At 69.9% G+C, this 15,563-nt stretch carries 18 protein-coding genes; 6 read left to right on the top strand and 12 right to left on the bottom strand.

What is annotated here, in order from left to right:
• Positions 1 to 115: 115 nt before the first annotated feature.
• A complete protein-coding gene (locus tag G9Q41_RS05505; RefSeq protein ID WP_347567462.1) occupies positions 116 to 640 on the bottom strand; it encodes a DUF3592 domain-containing protein in 525 nt (174 codons plus the stop codon).
• 99 nt (positions 641 to 739) lie between these two features.
• Between G9Q41_RS05505 and G9Q41_RS05500 the strand changes: the two genes are divergently transcribed.
• Positions 740 to 2,026, top strand: a complete 1,287-nt coding sequence (locus G9Q41_RS05500) for an isochorismate synthase (RefSeq protein WP_092525780.1) — start codon at positions 740 to 742, stop codon at positions 2,024 to 2,026.
• A gap of 40 nt (positions 2,027 to 2,066) precedes the next feature.
• On the opposite strand, the gene G9Q41_RS05495 is transcribed toward G9Q41_RS05500, so the two are convergent.
• The 4 genes from G9Q41_RS05495 to menD all read right to left on the bottom strand — a co-directional run bounded on the left by G9Q41_RS05495 (position 2,067) and on the right by menD (position 6,310).
• A complete protein-coding gene (locus tag G9Q41_RS05495) occupies positions 2,067 to 2,387 on the bottom strand; it encodes a DUF397 domain-containing protein (protein ID WP_347567463.1) in 321 nt (106 codons plus the stop codon).
• A gap of 58 nt (positions 2,388 to 2,445) precedes the next feature.
• The gene (locus G9Q41_RS05490) at positions 2,446 to 2,646 is read right to left on the bottom strand and encodes a PqqD family peptide modification chaperone (protein ID WP_165631897.1); all 201 of its coding nucleotides are present in this window, start codon (positions 2,644 to 2,646) and stop codon (positions 2,446 to 2,448) included.
• A 180-nt stretch (positions 2,647 to 2,826) separates the two neighbouring features.
• A complete protein-coding gene (locus G9Q41_RS05485) occupies positions 2,827 to 4,299 on the bottom strand; it encodes a M1 family metallopeptidase (protein ID WP_165632113.1) in 1,473 nt (490 codons plus the stop codon).
• A gap of 334 nt (positions 4,300 to 4,633) precedes the next feature.
• Positions 4,634 to 6,310, bottom strand: a complete 1,677-nt coding sequence (gene menD / locus G9Q41_RS05480) for a 2-succinyl-5-enolpyruvyl-6-hydroxy-3-cyclohexene-1-carboxylic-acid synthase (RefSeq protein ID WP_165631898.1) — start codon at positions 6,308 to 6,310, stop codon at positions 4,634 to 4,636.
• Positions 6,311 to 6,479: 169 nt separating this feature from the next.
• Between menD and G9Q41_RS05475 the strand changes: the two genes are divergently transcribed.
• The 3 genes from G9Q41_RS05475 to G9Q41_RS05465 all read left to right on the top strand — a co-directional run bounded on the left by G9Q41_RS05475 (position 6,480) and on the right by G9Q41_RS05465 (position 9,698).
• Positions 6,480 to 7,403 carry a 1,4-dihydroxy-2-naphthoyl-CoA synthase gene (locus G9Q41_RS05475; protein WP_092527932.1) on the top strand — a complete coding sequence of 308 codons (924 nt, stop codon included), beginning with the start codon at positions 6,480 to 6,482 and terminating at the stop codon, positions 7,401 to 7,403.
• 164 nt (positions 7,404 to 7,567) lie between these two features.
• The gene (gene menE / locus G9Q41_RS05470; protein ID WP_165631899.1) at positions 7,568 to 8,842 is read left to right on the top strand and encodes an o-succinylbenzoate--CoA ligase; all 1,275 of its coding nucleotides are present in this window, start codon (positions 7,568 to 7,570) and stop codon (positions 8,840 to 8,842) included.
• On the top strand, positions 8,826 to 9,698 hold the full coding sequence (locus G9Q41_RS05465) for a 1,4-dihydroxy-2-naphthoate polyprenyltransferase (RefSeq protein ID WP_165631900.1): 873 nt from the start codon (positions 8,826 to 8,828) through the stop codon (positions 9,696 to 9,698). The genes menE and G9Q41_RS05465 overlap by 17 nt, the downstream gene beginning before the upstream one ends.
• 79 nt (positions 9,699 to 9,777) lie before the next feature.
• Here the strand turns inward: G9Q41_RS05465 and G9Q41_RS05460 are convergent, their stop codons facing one another.
• The 7 genes from G9Q41_RS05460 to G9Q41_RS05430 all read right to left on the bottom strand — a co-directional run bounded on the left by G9Q41_RS05460 (position 9,778) and on the right by G9Q41_RS05430 (position 14,075).
• Complete coding sequence (locus G9Q41_RS05460) at positions 9,778 to 10,266, bottom strand: hypothetical protein (RefSeq protein ID WP_139186587.1); 489 nt, start codon at positions 10,264 to 10,266, stop codon at positions 9,778 to 9,780.
• 84 nt (positions 10,267 to 10,350) lie between these two features.
• Positions 10,351 to 10,827, bottom strand: coding sequence for a hypothetical protein (locus G9Q41_RS05455; protein WP_165631901.1), 477 nt, complete (start codon positions 10,825 to 10,827; stop codon positions 10,351 to 10,353).
• Positions 10,828 to 10,873: 46 nt separating this feature from the next.
• Positions 10,874 to 11,263: a hypothetical protein gene (locus G9Q41_RS05450; RefSeq protein ID WP_165631902.1), complete on the bottom strand. Its 390-nt coding sequence runs from the start codon at positions 11,261 to 11,263 to the stop codon at positions 10,874 to 10,876.
• 84 nt (positions 11,264 to 11,347) lie between these two features.
• Positions 11,348 to 12,346 carry a hypothetical protein gene (locus G9Q41_RS05445; RefSeq protein ID WP_165631903.1) on the bottom strand — a complete coding sequence of 333 codons (999 nt, stop codon included), beginning with the start codon at positions 12,344 to 12,346 and terminating at the stop codon, positions 11,348 to 11,350.
• A 129-nt stretch (positions 12,347 to 12,475) separates the two neighbouring features.
• Positions 12,476 to 12,805, bottom strand: coding sequence for a type VII secretion target (locus G9Q41_RS05440; RefSeq protein WP_165631904.1), 330 nt, complete (start codon positions 12,803 to 12,805; stop codon positions 12,476 to 12,478).
• Between the two features lie 166 nt (positions 12,806 to 12,971).
• Positions 12,972 to 13,562: a DUF3558 domain-containing protein gene (locus G9Q41_RS05435; protein ID WP_165631905.1), complete on the bottom strand. Its 591-nt coding sequence runs from the start codon at positions 13,560 to 13,562 to the stop codon at positions 12,972 to 12,974.
• A 117-nt stretch (positions 13,563 to 13,679) separates the two neighbouring features.
• The gene (locus tag G9Q41_RS05430) at positions 13,680 to 14,075 is read right to left on the bottom strand and encodes a DUF4229 domain-containing protein (protein ID WP_207630557.1); all 396 of its coding nucleotides are present in this window, start codon (positions 14,073 to 14,075) and stop codon (positions 13,680 to 13,682) included.
• A 338-nt stretch (positions 14,076 to 14,413) separates the two neighbouring features.
• Here G9Q41_RS05430 and G9Q41_RS21790 point away from each other — a divergent pair, with 338 nt between their 5' ends.
• A complete protein-coding gene (locus tag G9Q41_RS21790; protein ID WP_092525758.1) occupies positions 14,414 to 14,644 on the top strand; it encodes a BldC family transcriptional regulator in 231 nt (76 codons plus the stop codon).
• Positions 14,645 to 14,950: 306 nt separating this feature from the next.
• Positions 14,951 to 15,142, top strand: coding sequence for a hypothetical protein (locus tag G9Q41_RS05420; RefSeq protein WP_165631906.1), 192 nt, complete (start codon positions 14,951 to 14,953; stop codon positions 15,140 to 15,142).
• Positions 15,143 to 15,563 lie beyond the last annotated feature (421 nt).

Here is a 15,563-nt window from a genome sequence, read left to right as displayed (position 1 = left end):
GTTCGGGGAGAACCGCCCGAGCGCCCGCTGCTCCGCGCAGCGGAACCGGCGAAACCTCGCCCCGGCGGGCGACGCGCGCACCCGCGCGAGCCGGGCGCGGGACCGCCCCGGGAGCTCAGCTCCGCGCCCGGTCCTGCCGTGGACCGGCGGGCGCCCTCCTGCGCAGCAGCCAGTAGGTGGGCAGCAGCACGGCCCAGACCACGGCCGTGGCGCTGCCGACGGGAAGGAGCGCCACGCTCATGTTCCGGTCCTGCACCCGGACGAGATCGGGATTGCGGGTGTCGAACTCGACCCGGACGAGCTGCCCCTCCTGGAGGTCCTCCGGGTAGAGGACCCCTCCCGGCGGGACGTAGACCCTGCCCTCGTCGGTGTTGAACCGCACGACGGTGCGGAAGTAGGACTTCTCCACCACTTCCGCCACGGCGGTACCGCGGGACTCCTCGATGGTGCGGTCGTTTATGTGGCAGGCCAGCAGCAGGGCGGCCGCGAGCGCGGTGAGGAGCCCACCCAGCGCCAGCACCAGCCGCGGGGCGAGGCGTCCGAACCTCCGCCGCCCGCGCGGGGGATTCGGACCGCCGTCCGAGGAGTCCGGCCCGCCGGTGGGACCGTCCGCTCCTCGGGTGTGCGTTTCAACAGCCACGGCCGGTGATTGTAGGCCAAGCGTTCCACCCGCACGGAGCATCCGGTGGGCTCCGGCGGGTGTGCCTCGCCACGTGCGCGGGAGACCTACCCTCGAGCCGTGGAGTATTTCCAGCGCAACCTCACTGTCCGCACACGCGCGGTTCCACCCGGGCAGGAACTCCCCGACCTCCTGGAGTCGCTGCCCGAGGGCGTCTCCCCGGACACGGATCCCGTCTGCTGGATCCGGAACGGTTCCGGGCTCGTGGGCTGGGGCGAAGCGGCCCGCGTCGAGACGAGCGGCGGCGAACGGTTCGTCGAGGCCGACGAGCGGTGGCGCGAGCTGGTCGCGGGGATGGACGTCGACGACGAGGTGGGGCTGCCAGGCACCGGGCCGGTCGCCTTCACGAGCATCGCCTTCGCCGACGATCCCGGCTCGTCGGTGCTGATCGTGCCCGAGGTCGTCATCGGTCAGCGCGCCGGAGTTCGCTGGATCACCACCATCGGCGGAGGGCGGCGCGAGGTGCGCGAGGCACCGCCCGCGGCCGCTCCCGGAACCGTCCGCTACTCCGACGGGAACTTCCCGGCCACCCGCTACGGGCAGGCGGTGGCCGAGGCGGTGCACCGGATGCGGGAGTCGGAATCTCTGGACAAGGTGGTACTGGCACACGACCTGCTCGCCACGACCTCCGAACCGCTGCGCGGCAGATACCTGCTCGACAACCTCACCCGCCGCTACCCGGACTGCTGGACCTTCGCGGTGGACGGTCTGGTCGGGGCCACCCCGGAGCTGCTGCTGCGGCGCGCCGGGGACGAGGTCAACTCGCGCGTGCTGGCCGGGACGGCCTGGCCGCGCGACGGACGACCCCAGCACCAGCTCGTCACCGAGCTGATCGACTCGGCCAAGAACCGGGGCGAGCACACGCACGCCGTGCGTTCGCTGGCCCGGGAGCTCGAACCCTTCTGCAAGGAGTTGGACGTCCCCTCCACTCCCGAGGTGCTGCGGTTGCGAAACGTGCTCCACCTCGCCTCGGACGTCTCGGGCAGGCTCGACCCGGCGCTGGTGGAGAACGGGGAAGCGGGGCTGCTGCGGCTGACCCGCGCGGTGCACCCCACCGCCGCTGTCGGCGGAACCCCCACGGCGCGGGCCATCGAGCTGATCGACGAGCTGGAGGAGATGGACCGGGGACGCTACAGCGGGCCGGTGGGCTGGCAGGACGCCGAGGGCAACGGGGAGTTCGGCATAGCCCTGCGGTGCGCCCGGATCACCGAGGACGCGGACGGCGGTTCCCGGGCACGCCTGTTCGCGGGCTGCGGGGTCGTCGCGGACTCGGACCCGGACACCGAGGTGGCCGAGGCCGAGGCGAAGATGCTGCCGGTGCGGGAGGCGCTGGAAGGGCTCCGCTGACCGCGCCGCACCGGGGTCCCGACCTCGCCGGACAGCACTGCTACTGCCCGGAAGCGCCGGTGAGCCCCGGATCCGCGCGGAACCGGCGCCACTGCCGGCGCGTGAACACCAGGGTTCCACCCGCGCGGTCCTTGGTGTCCCTCACCAGCACCGCGTCCTCGGCGAGCCCCACTTCGACGCAGTCGTTGTGGGGATGACTCCGGCTGGACTTGCGCCACGCGTGCTCGTGCACGTACCCGCCCGTTGCGTCGTTCTCGCCGTGCATCGCTTCCGCAGTCCTTCCCGGCACCTGGAGCTCGAGCAGGAAACGTCCGGTCTGTTCCGGACCGAGCGCGACCGCCTCGTGCTGTTCCAGGTACACGACATCGAACGCCGGGTCGGTGTCACAGCCGAAGATCGCGCAGTCGTGCGACTTCCGTTCAGGAAACGTGCCTGGCCAGGCGCAGCCGCTCGGCCACCGCGGCAACGTCCCGCCGGGCGGCGTCCGGCTCCACGCGGTAGGCGGTGACCAGCTTGCCCACCACCCGCTCGGGGGTCTCTCCCCCGGCCAGGTCCCGCAGCACCCACGCAGCGGTTTCGGTCAACCGGGCGGTGGGCTCGTCACGCAGCAGCAGTCCCATACGAAACCTCGGCACCTCCCGCGAGCACGGAATCCACCTCCGAGGCTAGCCACGTCGCAGATCCCACCACAGTGAACCGTCCTAAGTTCACGCGAAGGTGCAACCCCGATTCGGGGGAGGGAGAGCGGGAAACCGCCCCGCCCGAGGAGGACGGGGGCGGTCGGAACTTCCCGCCGGAACTCAGCCCGCGTTGTGCCTGCGGGCCAGCATCCGGTGCGTGTGATCCAGCTGCTCCACCGCCTTCGGCGCGGCGGCGGTGCGGGCGGTGGCGGCTGCCGCGCGCGGCACACCGGTCCTCTCGCCCACCTGCGGCTTGCCCGAGCTGAACAGCCACTCGTCGAAGAACCCGTCGAGCTGCTGTCCCGAGATCCGCTCGGTCAGCGCGATGAACTCGTCCACCGTGGCGTTGCCGCCCCGGTTCTGCTCGTACCAGCTCCGCACCGTGCGCAGCATGGCCTGATCACCGATGCGGTTGCGCAGCGCGTGCAGCGTCATGGCGCCCCGGTCGTAGACGGCGCTGTGGAACAGGTTCTCCTCGCCAGGAGCACCGGGCTCGACCTGCCAGAACTCGTCACCGGCCGGATGGGCGGAGTAGTAGTGGTCGAACAGCTCCTGGGCCGTTCCGTTGCCCTGGTGCTCGGCCCACAACCACTCGGCGTAGCTGGCGAAGCCCTCGTTGAGCCAGATCTGCGACCAGTCCTGCACCGCCACCGAGTCCCCGAACCACTGGTGGGCGAGCTCGTGGGTGACCACCGAAGTGTTCGAGCCGATCCTGAAGAAGCCCGGGCTGTAGACGGGACGGGTCTGCGTCTCCAGCGCGAACCCGAGTCCCTCGGCCGGAACCACACCGCCCTGGGACTCGAACGGGTACTCGCCGAAGAATCCGGACAGGAAGTCCAGCACCTCGGGAGTGCGCTCCACGCTGGCCTTGGCGGGCCCCTTCAGGTCTCCCAGACCGTCGGCGTAGGCCGTGACCATCGGCTGGTCGAAGGCACCGGTCTTGCCGCTGACCTCGTACTGCCCGATGGCCAGGAAGGCCAGGTAGGTGGCGGAACGGCTGGGCATCCGCCAGTTCCACCTGGTCCAGTCCCCCAGCTCGGTGCGCCCGGTCATCCTTCCGTTGGACAGCACCTCCGTGCCGTTCGGCACCGCCACCGAGATGTCGAAGCTCGCCTTGTCACTGGGGTGATCGCTGCTGGGGTACCACCACTCGGCGATCTGCGGCTGCCCCACCGCCACCGCACCCGTTCCGGTGTGCTTCCAGGGGCTCTTCCCACCGGCCTCCACCTCGGACGGTTTGTCCGCGTACTCGACCACGAAGGTGGCCAGACTTCCCGCACGCAGGGACGTCTTCGGCTCGACCCGCACCTCGGTGGCGTTCTCGCGGGCGACCTCGGCGGGCTTGCCGTTGACCCGCACCGACCGGATGTTCAGCGCGAAGTCCAGGTTGAAGCTGCTGAGGTCCTCGGTCGGTTCGGCCACGATGGTCGTGGTCCCCCGCAGCTGGTCGTTCTTCGGCTGGTAGCGCAGCCTGACGTCGTAGTGCGACACGTCGTAGCCGCCGTTGCCCGCCTCCGGGTAGTACGGGTCACCGACACCCGGTGCCCCAGGGCTCGCGCTGCCTGCCAGCGCGGGGGCGGCGAAAACCGCCATGGCACCGCAGGTGGCTGCGGCGGTGCGCAGACCTCGTCTCCGCAACACGTGGTTACCTCCTCGAACACTGCTCGACGCGAACACGCGAGGTGATCGTACGCCCACCCAGTGCGATCACGCCGCATCAGCAGCGCACTCCGACGGGAAGTCGCCACTTCCGGCCGAACGCGACGGAGTCGCGGAATTCGCCGCGCTCCCGCGAAGAGCGGCGGCACAGCCACCCGCCGGTCCACAGCGGCCGGTGCTTCCGCGGGTCCGCTTCCCGTCGCACAGCACCGCGAACGGCCACGGCCGCGGGACGCGGAGCCGGTCGGTCCGGGCGCGGTGAAGGAGCTCAACCGAGCACGGCGGCCGAAACCGCCTCGTGCAGTCGATCGTGGACCCCGCGCAGCCCCTCCCGCGGCGCGCGGACCTCCACCACCCGCAGCCCCGGCCGGTACCGCAGGGCGGAAGCCAGCTCCTCCCGACCGGTCACCAGCTCGTGGGGAACGTGGTGCGCCGCGCACAGCGCTGCCAGATCCGTCCCGTGCGGCGTGCCGAAAACGCGCTCGAACGTCGCCGAACGCGCGGAACGCCCCTGCTCGAGCAGGCTGAAGATCCCGCCGCCGTCGTCGTTGTACACCACGATCGTCAGATCGGGACGGCGCTCGTGCGGCCCGAGCAGCAGACCGTTGGAGTCGTGCAGGAAACCGAGGTCGCCCAGCAGCGCGTAGTTCGGCCCCGAGCTCTCCAGCGCCACGCCCACCGCCGTGGAAACCAGCCCGTCGATGCCGGCCGCACCGCGGTTGCGGTGCACCCGGACGTCCGGCCTGCGCACCCCGCACAGCGCGACGTCCCGGGCCGGGTTGGACGACCCCAGCACCAGCAGCGAGTCCGCGGGCAGCTCCTCGACCAGCCGCCCGGCCACGACCGGCCCGCTGTCGCCCTCCTCCCGCTCCAGCGCGGCGCTCAACTCGGTGCGCGCCTCGTGGTCCGCGGCGCGCCAGGAGTCCAGCCACTCCGGATCGGGGATCACGGCCGTGGTGTCCAACCCGTCCGCCACCACCGAGACGTCGTGCGCCGGCGCGGGCCAGCCGTCCGGATCGGAGTGCACCAGGATCACCTCGACCCCGCTGTCGGCGAGCAGCCGCTGGACCTGGCGGAACACGGTCGGGCGACCGACGCAGACCACCTGTTCCGGGCGGTGCTGCCGCACGAACTCCGGCAGCGCGAGCAGCCACATCCCGGTCGACAGCGCGTTCTCCCCGGCCACGACCCCGCCCGTCTCGGACAGCAGCGGCCAGCCGAGCTCCCGCGCCCACGCGGCGGCCCGCTCCGCGGCGTCCCGGTCGGCGAGCAGCACCAGACCACGCGCGGAACGCACCTCGGCCACCGCGGAGGCCGCGGCGGCCGCGCCGAAACCGGTCCAGGGCCCGCCGTCGGCACGCCCCTCCAGGGACTCGCACCACTCAGCACCGCCGTCCTCGTCCGGCACCAGGGGCTCCCGGAACGGAACGTTGAGGTGCACCGGGGCGCTCTGGCGGCCCCCGCCCGCGGCGGTGTGCACCGCGCGGCAGACCTGACTGCGCCAGTACGCGTTCTGCCCCGGCCGGTTCTCGGCCACGGCGATCTCGTCGAACCACCGCACCGCCGAGGTGTAGAGCCGGTTCTGGTCGATCGACTGGTTGGCCCCGGCCGCGCGCAGCTCCGGAGGCCGGTCGGCGGTGAGCAGGACCAACGGCACCCCGGCGTGCCGAGCCTCGCTGACCACGGGGTGCAGGTTCGCCGCCGCCGTGCCCGAAGTGCACACCACCGCCACGGGAGTCCCGCCCGCCGCGAGCCCCAGCGCCAGGTACCCGGCGCTGCGCTCGTCGACGCGCACGTGCAGCCGGACCCGCCCGGCGACCTCGGCCCGCTGCAGCGCGAAGGCCAGCGCCGCGTTGCGGGAACCCGGCGACAGCACCACGTGACGCACGCCGTCGCGTACGAGTTCGTCGACCATGACCTGGGCCTGCGCCGTCGCGGGATTCAAACGAGCACTCCAGCTTCGCGGTGGGGGTGCGACTCGGGAACAGACTAGTCGAGGCGAGGACGAGCAGGTCGGCGGTGTGCTCCCGCGCCTTCCGCCCCGCGCTGCCTGCTCGGGCGCTGCCCGCTCGGGTGCTGCCGCGCGGGCCACCGCCCGGCATATGCTTCCCGGCGTGGCTGACACAGGTGTTTCCGAGATCTTCGACCCGAAAAGCTGGCGCGCCGTTGAGGGATTCGAGTTCACCGACATCACGTACCACCGGTGCGTGCTCGACGGTCCCGCATCCGGCACGGTTCGCATCGCGCTGAACCGCCCGGAAGTGCGCAACGCCTTCCGCCCGCACACCGTGGACGAGCTCTACCGGGCTCTCGACCACGCCAGGATGAGCTCCGACGTGGGCTGCGTGCTGCTCACCGGCAACGGCCCCTCCCCGAAGGACGGGGGCTGGGCCTTCTGCTCCGGAGGTGACCAGCGGATCCGCGGACGCTCCGGATACCGCTACGCGGAGGGGGAGACGGCCGAGACGGTCGACCCGGCTCAGGCGGGACGACTGCACATCCTGGAAGTGCAGCGGCTGATCCGGTTCATGCCCAAGGTGGTGATCGCCGTCGTGGGCGGCTGGGCCGCGGGCGGCGGGCACAGCCTGCACGTGGTCTGCGACCTCACGCTGGCCAGCTCCGAGCACGCCCGCTTCAAGCAGACCGACGCGGACGTGGGCAGCTTCGACGGCGGTTTCGGCTCGGCCTACCTCGCCCGCCAGGTCGGGCAGAAGTTCGCCCGCGAGATCTTCTTCCTCGGACGCCCCTACGACGCGGAGCAGGGGCACCGCATGGGGATGGTCAACGAGGTGGTTCCGCACGAGCAGCTGGAAAGCACCGCCCTGGAGTGGTCGAGCGAGGTCAACCGCAAGTCCCCCACTGCCCAGCGGATGCTCAAGTACGCCTTCAACAGCATCGACGACGGACTCGTCGGGCAGCAGCTCTTCGCCGGGGAGTCCACCAGGCTGGCCTACATGTCCGACGAGGCCGTGGAGGGCAGGGATGCCTTTCTGCAGCGGAGGGAGCCCGACTGGTCCGAGTTCCCCTGGTACTACTGAGGGACGACCCCGCTCGTCCGGCCGGGTGCCTCGGGGCGCTCCGGCGCCGCCGGGCCGCGGTACCGCCCCGACGGTGGCCCCGGGAACCCCGCGACGGCGACAGGCAGCTCACATCGTCCCCGGGCACGGTCCGGCGCGGGAGCACCCCTGCGGACAATGCCGGTATGAGCAGCACGCGGAAACTCCGGCCCCTGAAGATCCCCGACGGCGCCCGCGCCCCGGAGGTCCTCCCCGAACTGCGCCGGGCGCTGGACGGCGCTGGCCCGGCCCTGCTTCCGGTTCCGGAGCAGGACCCGCTCGCCGCGGAAACCGCCGGGGCGCTCGGAGTCGACGAACCGCTGGCCCCGGAGGAGGACTCCCCGGTGGACCCGACCGCGCTCGTGATCGCGACCTCCGGTTCCACCGGGTGCCCCAAGGGGGTGCTGCTCTCCTCGGCCACGCTGCGCGCCTCCGCGCGGGCCACCCACCACCACCTGGGCGGACCGGGGCGGTGGCTGCTGGCCATGCCCGCTCACCACATCGCGGGCATCCAGGTGCTGATCCGCTCGCTGCTGGCGGACCGCCCCGCCCGCGCCGTCGACTCGATGGGCGGCTTTCGCCCCGAGGTCTTCGCGGACGCGGCCGAGGAGGTGCTGTCCGTGCCGGACAGGCACTACACGGCGCTGGTGCCCACCCAGCTGGGCAGGCTGCTCGCTCCCGAGAGCGATCCGCGCGGGCTGCGTGCGCTGCGCGCCTTCGACGCGGTGCTGGTCGGCGGCTCGGCCATCGCGCCGACCCTGCTGGACAGCGCGCGGCAGGCCGGCGTGAACGTGGTCACCACCTACGGGATGAGCGAGACCGCGGGCGGGTGCGTCTACGACGGAAAGCCCCTGCCCGGAGTCGAGGTCCACATCGATACCCCCTCCCCCGGCGCCATCAGCCTGTCCGGGCCGACCCTGGCGCGCGGCTACCGCCGCTCCGGAGGCGACACCGCCTTCGCCGACGGCTGGTTCCGCACCGGTGACCTGGGCGAGTGGCGCGACGGCCTGCTCGACGTCCTGGGCCGGACGGACGATCTGATCATCACCGGCGGAGTCAACGTGGCCCCGGCCGTGGTCGAGCGCGCGCTGAGCGAACACCCGCTGGTCCGGGAGGCCTGCGTGCTGGGCGGCCCGGACCAGGAGTGGGGGCAGGCCGTGCTGGCCGCCGTGGTCCCCGCTGGGGAAGCTCCCCCGCTCGAGGAGCTGCGCGCGGCCGTGCGCGAGCGGGCCGGCGCCGCGTGCGTCCCCAAGCGCTTCGCCGTGCTGGACGAACTGCCCCGCAGGGGCCCGGGCAAACCGGACAGGACGGCACTTCTCGACATGTTCGCCGAAGACGGTGCGCACGACCCCTCGGCGGGACTGCCCACCGGGTCGGTAAGTCCGATGCGCGAAGATGACCCCCATGGCCTCAGTCGCTGAATGGGTGGAAGGTGCCCGCATCCGCACGCTGCCGAACGCGATCGCCCCCGTGATCGCGGGCAGCGGCGCCGCGCTCGGCACCTCCGGGTTCGACTTCCCGCTGGCCTTGTTGGCCCTGGCCGTGTCACTGCTGCTGATCACGGGCGTCAACTTCGCCAACGACTACTCCGACGGCATCCGCGGCACTGACGAGGAGCGGACCGGCCCGCAACGCCTCGTCGGTTCGGGGGCGGCCCACCCGCGCAACGTGCTCGCGGCGGCCCTGACCTGCTTCGGGCTGGCAGCGATCGCCGGGTTGGCCGTGCTGTACCTGAGCGGGCACTGGTGGCTGCTGCTGCTCGGCGCGGCCAGCATCGCGGGAGCCTGGTTCTACACCGGGGGCAAGCACCCCTACGGCTACGCGGGGCTCGGCGAGCTGGCCGTCTTCTGCTTCTTCGGCCCCGTCGCGGTGCTGGGCACGATGTACGTGCAGGCCGACACCGTCAACGGCTCCGGGATCGGGGCAGCCGTGGCTATGGGATCGTTCTCCAGCGCGGTGCTGGTGGCCAACAACCTGCGCGACATCCCCACCGACACAGCCAGCGGCAAGCGCACCCTGGCCGTGCTGCTCGGCGACAGGGACACCAGGACCCTGTACGTGCTGCTCATGCTGCTGCCGTTCCTGATCACCACGCTCACCGCGCTGCGGATCCTGCCCGCGCTGCTCGGCTTCCTGGCCCTGCCGCTGGTCATAACTCCACTGCGGACGGTGGTGGGCGGCAGGACCGGGCTGAGCCTACTTCCCGTGCTGCGCGACACGGGACTGGCCATGCTGCTGTGGGCCGTGGTCACGGCCATAGGATTCGCCGTCGCCTGACCGGGACTCACGCTCCTCCGCGCGGGTCCCGGCCGGACGGCAAACCCGCGCGGAAACGCGGGACGGTGCGGATTCGACCTCAGCGCCGCCGGATCCGCACCAGTCCGGTCGACCAGATGAGAGCGAGAATGAACGGCACCGCACCCACCACGGCGAAAGCCAGTTGACCCAACCGCGAATTGACCAACTCGTATATTCGCAGCGTGGTTCCGCTGCGGACAGTCACCTGGTCTCTGCAGGTCATGGTCGCCGACCCCGTGAACCAGGGCTCGTAGTCCCTGTGCATCACGTTGATGCGCCCCTGGGTCTCGATATGGCGCATTTCACCGTTTTCCGGCCTGACCTCGCAGGACACGAATCCTGTCTTCTTCCCTCTCTTCCTCTCGTTGTCACTGATCGCGATCCTGCCGCCGTCCCAGTGATACTGCTCGGTCATCCTCTCGGGGCTGTACTCGGTCACATGAAGCGTGGTGTAGTTCAACGCTCCGATTCCGTAGAGCACGCCGTAGCTGGCGAGCACGAGCACGAGCCAACCGACACCAAGGCCGAGCACCACTTTCTTTAACATTCGTCCTCTCTCGCCGTTTCCTCCACGCGGGTCCCGGCCGGACGGCAAACCCGCGCGGAAACGCGGGACGGTGCGGATTCGACCTCAGCGCCGCCGGATCCGCACCAGTCCGAACACCCAGTTGAGCGCGAGCGCCAGCGGCACCGCGGCAGCCACGGCCAGGCCGATCTGGAACAGCCGCGAACTGGCCAACCCGTACACCTGGAGAGCGGTCCCGGTGCGGACCCTGACTTTCTGGTCACAAGTCATCGTGGCCGGACCGGAGAACCAGCGCTCGTAGTGCCTGTAGTAGTCGGACCTTCTGGTCGGACTCTGGAGATTGCGCTCCTCTCCGTTCGCCGGGACCACGTGGCAGTAGGCCATCGTGTGCTCGCGGGAAGCCTTCTCGATGCCGATATCGCCGTTTTCCCAGGTGAACTCCTCGGTCACCTGGTCATGGCCGTGCTCGACCAACGTCATGTACGTGGAGTTCAAGGTCCCGTAGCCGTACATCACCGCGAACAGGAGCACGAGCAGACCGGCCCAACCGATCGTAAGGCCGAGCACCACTTTCTTTAACATTCGTCCTCTCTCGCCGTTTCCTCCGCGCGGAGGAGAGTCCCGCCCCTCACTCGGGCGGACGGTTCGGATCGTTCTCGATGATCTCGTCGATCTCGTGGCCCTCGTCGATCATTTCCTTGGCCTGCTGCATGTTGGGCACTCCGGAGGCGAAGGCCGACTGCACCCCCTCGTCCTGCAGCGCGCGCCCCTCGGCCACGTCGTCCCAGCTCAGCTCGCCCTCATCGATGCGCCGTTGCAGTTCGACGATCCCCTCCGGAGCCTGCCCCCTGCGGACGAACTGCTCGATCCGCTCGGTCTGCTCCTCCGAGAGCTTGGACTCGGACAGCTCCCGACTCATCTCGTCCGCGCGGGCGCCGACGCGTTCGGCATTGGCCAGCGCCTCCTCCAGCGCGGCCTCGGCGTCCCGGATCTCCTGGGTCTTCCAGTCCTCGTTCACTTGTTCCCCCGACCGTTCGACTGCTCTCGCGCGAAAAGCGGGCGCTCCCGCACGAACTCCTCCCTCACGAACACGACGAATCCGCTACAGGGTCCCCGACATGGACGTCTGATAGCCCGAGGTCCCACCGTCGTCCCGGGAGCCGGAGGACGAGGTGGAAGCGGAACCGTCCTGCTGCGCGGAACCATCGCCGCTGCGCATCTCGGAGTAGGTCTGCCGCGCCTGGGAGGCCTGGTCGCGTATCTGCGGGGCGTCCTGGCGCGCCTGCGTGGCCCCGTCCCGCACCTGCGTGGCCCCGTCGGCCACCTGCGTGGCCCCGTCCTTCACCCCGGACACGGCGCTGCTGAGCTCGCTGCTCTGGTCCAGGACCGCGTTGACGGCGTCCCCGGTGCTGCGCGGACCGTCACCGCTGGCGATCTCCTTTATCTTGGACAGCGAGGTGCCCGCGTCCTTGACCCCGTTGATCATCTGCTGGACGCCCTCGTACATCTGCTTGAGCGCAGCGATCATGTCCATGATCATGAAAACGAGGTCGACACACTGCAGCACGAGACGCACCGCGTTCGCCCAGCCCCCGACCGGGATCCAGGCGGTGCAGGCGGCCTGGATCAGCCTGTTGACCAGCTTGGTCAGCAGCTCGAGGATCTTCGAGCACAGCATCTTCGAGGTCTCGGCCGCTTTCGTGAAGCCCTGGCTGATCAGATCGGCCACCGCGGCGTCGGCCTCGAGGGCAACGGTCCAGGTCCCGACGATCATGGCCTCGAAGGAGGCCGCGGCCTCGCCCTCCCAGCTCTCGCGCAGATCGCTGGCACCGTGATTGATGTTCTCGCGGATCGCCCGCAGCGATTTGCCCACAGCCGTCCACGCCTTGGCGTTCTGCTCGATCTTGGCGAAATCGCCGGTGATCGGCGAGATCAACGACTCGACCAGGTTCTGACCGGTCACCTGCTCGTAGATCCAGTTGATCCCCTGAACCTGCCAGCTGGCCCCCTCGATCGCCGATTTGAGCCCTTCCGAGGTATCGTCGCTCACCTCGGGTTCGAGCTTGGCCAACGGATCGGCAGTGTCCTCGAACAACGCCACTGAGTTCCCCCTTCTCCTCGTCCGTGAGCGAAAACGCCGACGTCCGCCGCGCGCAGCTGGCCGCGCCGCGGGCGGTCGGCACCGAGCGCCGAACCCGCTTCCGGGACCCGGCCCTCCCGGTAAGCGGGCTCAGACCCGCATCCCGTCGAGTTCCGAGGAGATCTTGTCGAGCATCATCTTGATCTTCTGCTCGCGCTCCTCGTACTCCTCGGCCGTCTTGTCCAGTTCCTCCCGGACCTGAGTGAGACGGGACTTGGCCAGCTGCAAGGTCTCGGAGTACAGGGTGGTCACCCCCTCCACCACGGGGATCAGGGCCGCCATGACCCCGGTGAAGCCGCTGGTGTCCGAGGCCGTCTGGTTGGTGTACTCCTCGATCTTGCCGAAGTACTCCGCGTTGCGTTGCAGCAGTTCGCCATACCCCTGCAACTGGGTAGTCGTCACCCGCGCCAGTGCCGTCAACGCCTCTCCTGCCGATCGCTGCGGTGATGTCGGGACTCTGCCTAGCAATCGCCCGTGCGGAGGATCGCGAATACGCTGAAAATGTTTCCTTTTCGTAATATTCGAGTCCGGTCCGCAGGAACCTCCGCAGCACGGCCCCCGCAGCGGGAGGCGGACAGCGCCCCGGTCAGTAGGCCAGCGGGCGCAGCACGCGACGCGACACCTCGGTCGCCGTGTCGCACTGCGCGGAGTCCGCGTCAGGAGCGGTCACCGTTACCTGCAGAGTCGCCCCGGCGACATCGGAGTAGACGGTGCAGTCGTTGACGTGCGACGCGCTCGAAGCGGTAACCGGCAACGAGGTGACCTCCTCGCCGCCGAGCTCGTGGTAGCCGTCCGGCTGCGCGGCGATCAGCACGGAACGCTCGCCTTCCCGCTCGGGGAAGCGACATCCCCGCACCGGCGGGTTGAAGCTCACCTCCTCCGAGCTTCCGGACTCCACCGGGAAGGCCGAGCGCCCCAGTTCTTCCGGTCCCACCAGTTCGCACAGCCGCCCGGCGGACAACCTCCCCAGTCGTTCCCGCTCCTGCTCGGGAACCTCCCGTGTGGTCGAAACGCCGGAGGAACTGGGGGAGGGCGCGGAGGAGCTCCCGGGTCCGTTCGTGGTGGAGCCGCCACCGGAGCACCCGGCGAGAGTGACCAACAGCACCCCGACGCCCAGGGAAACGCCCGCCGTACCCCTCGATCCACGCGGGAAACCGACACCTGATTCACGAGACATGGACCTCAGGATGCCTGACGGAGATTTTCCGCCGCGGTCGTCATGGGCACTCGCCCGGGTGAAGTCGCCACGGACTTCCCCCACCGCCCGGCTGCGAGCGCCCAGCGCCGACCCGTGCTACTCCTGCCTGCGATCCGATTCCGAGTCCTGCGCATCGGGCTCCACCGCATCGGGTTCCACCGGCGAGGGATCGGCCGTTCCGCGGAGCTGCGCGCGCAGTCGCTCCTTCCGCTCGCGACGTACACGGCTTCGCTCGGCCATCCCCTCGGCCACTCGGCGGCGCAGCCCCGAGAAGATCACCAGGGACAGCGGCATCGCCACCACCACGGCAACGGCCAGGGCCACGAGCAGCGGAACCCGGAAAAGCACGAGCACCCCCGCCAGCACGGCGAGCAGGCCGAAGCGGGCCACGGTGTAGAGAGCGATGTCGAGCGCCAACCGGTTCGACTTCCGCTCCTCCCGAGAGTTCTGGTCACCCGACTCGAAGTCGGGGGTTCCCTGCTGTTGCTGCACCTCAGCCAGGGTAGAGGACGGCCGCGAACGCGGAACCGCCCGTTCGGCGAAACGCCTCCGGGAGGAGATCCCGCCGCTGACTCCTCCCGAAACGGAATCGGCGGCCGGAGCACTCCGGGCGGAAGTGACTCGAAACACGTTCGGAGCAATCGACCGCGAACCGGGCCCGCGGGCGCCGCGAACACCGGTGCGTTCCGAAAAGTCGCAGGTCGCCCGAACCGCACTTTTCGTCCCTTACTTTCCCTTTACCTGGACCCAACTGTTCGAGTACCCGGCACCAGGAGTGCCAGGATGCGACCGGAATGCCCGGATACCAACTTCGACCGTGGAGGTCATCAGTGACAGCGTCGACCCAGCAGCTTCCGCAGAACAGCCAGGATCAACTGCTCACTCCAGGAGAGGTCGCCGCTATGTTCCGCGTCGACCCGAAGACAGTGACCAGGTGGGCCACCGCCGGTCGGATCGGGTCGATTCGCACGCCCGGCGGGCACCGCAGGTTCCGCGAATCCGAGGTCCGCACCATGCTCGCCGAGCTGACCAGCGATGTGGACGCGGTGAACGGGGGCTGACGAACTCGCCCGCGTGGCTGTCGTCGCGGGTTCGCCGGAGCCGAGCCTGCCGCCCTTATCGGGGTCGCGCTCGATTTCCCCTTCCCTGGGCGGGTACCGTGAAATCGACACGAAGCGGACCAAGAGTTCTTTTCGGACGAGCCGGAGTCCCGATCAAGCACTCGGAACTTCGAGCGCAGATCCGGAAGGGGTCCGCGAGGCGCCGCCACTGAACTCGTTCGGTGTGCGACCGTACACATCAGGTGTCTGTCAGTTCCGAGCGTGTTCCGCTAACCTGGGAGCGGGGAGAGAACGGAGGTGGCCACGATGCTCTACGCCCTGGCTGCGATCGGTGCGGTGACACTGGTCGTGCTCCTGTGGAAGGGCTTCGGCCCGGTGCGCGAAGCACTCGAACAGCGGGAGGACGCACAGCCCGGACGCCCGGCTCCCGACGACGATCCGGAATTCCTCCGCAGGATCGCGGAGCAGCAGAACAAGCCCGGTGAGGAAAACCGCTGAACAGTTGATCGGGTGGTGGTGAGCGGCGTCGGCCGCTCATCACCACCCGATCAACCGGCACCGCCGGTTTGACCCGATATCTTCCCGGCGCGCAGCGCCGAAACACCGTCTACGCAGCCAGCCCCACCGGACAAGGGCTCCCGGACAGGAACTCCCGGCGAAAGCCTCCGCTCAACGCAGGCGCGTTGAGCCCGAGCAGTCGGCACCGCCGCAATAGGTCCGAACCGACGCGAACCCGGACAGCAACTCCCGACCAAGAGGCTCGCTCCAACGAAAGCGCTTACGAGCCTGGGCAACCGGCACCGCCGGGGGTTCTCAGTCACGGGTCTCGCGAGGACAGCCTCGACGTTGTGTAGGTGCCTACCCGATGTCGAGGATCGGAGCAGCGAGACCCCGACTGAGGTTCCGCCAAGCGACCACC

The sequence above is a fragment of the Actinopolyspora sp. BKK2 genome (assembly GCF_011291845.1).
Classification (GTDB): Bacteria; Actinomycetota; Actinomycetes; order Mycobacteriales; family Pseudonocardiaceae; genus Actinopolyspora; species Actinopolyspora saharensis.
Note: the sequence above shows the minus strand (reverse complement) of the source record. Positions and strands in the feature narration are given on the sequence as shown.

Excerpts from the sequence above, each read along its gene's own strand:
- G9Q41_RS05420 (WP_165631906.1), top strand. The coding sequence starts at position 14,951 with ATGCTCTACGCCCTGGCTGCGATCGGTGCGGTGACACTGGTCGTGCTC.
- G9Q41_RS05490 (WP_165631897.1), bottom strand. The coding sequence starts at position 2,646 with ATGGGACTGCTGCTGCGTGACGAGCCCACCGCCCGGTTGACCGAAACC.
- menE (WP_165631899.1), top strand. The coding sequence starts at position 7,568 with ATGAGCAGCACGCGGAAACTCCGGCCCCTGAAGATCCCCGACGGCGCC.
- G9Q41_RS05460 (WP_139186587.1), bottom strand. The coding sequence starts at position 10,266 with ATGTTAAAGAAAGTGGTGCTCGGCCTTGGTGTCGGTTGGCTCGTGCTC.
- G9Q41_RS05455 (WP_165631901.1), bottom strand. The coding sequence starts at position 10,827 with ATGTTAAAGAAAGTGGTGCTCGGCCTTACGATCGGTTGGGCCGGTCTG.
- G9Q41_RS05485 (WP_165632113.1), bottom strand. The coding sequence starts at position 4,299 with ATGGCGGTTTTCGCCGCCCCCGCGCTGGCAGGCAGCGCGAGCCCTGGG.
- G9Q41_RS05435 (WP_165631905.1), bottom strand. The coding sequence starts at position 13,562 with ATGTCTCGTGAATCAGGTGTCGGTTTCCCGCGTGGATCGAGGGGTACG.
- G9Q41_RS05465 (WP_165631900.1), top strand. The coding sequence starts at position 8,826 with ATGGCCTCAGTCGCTGAATGGGTGGAAGGTGCCCGCATCCGCACGCTG.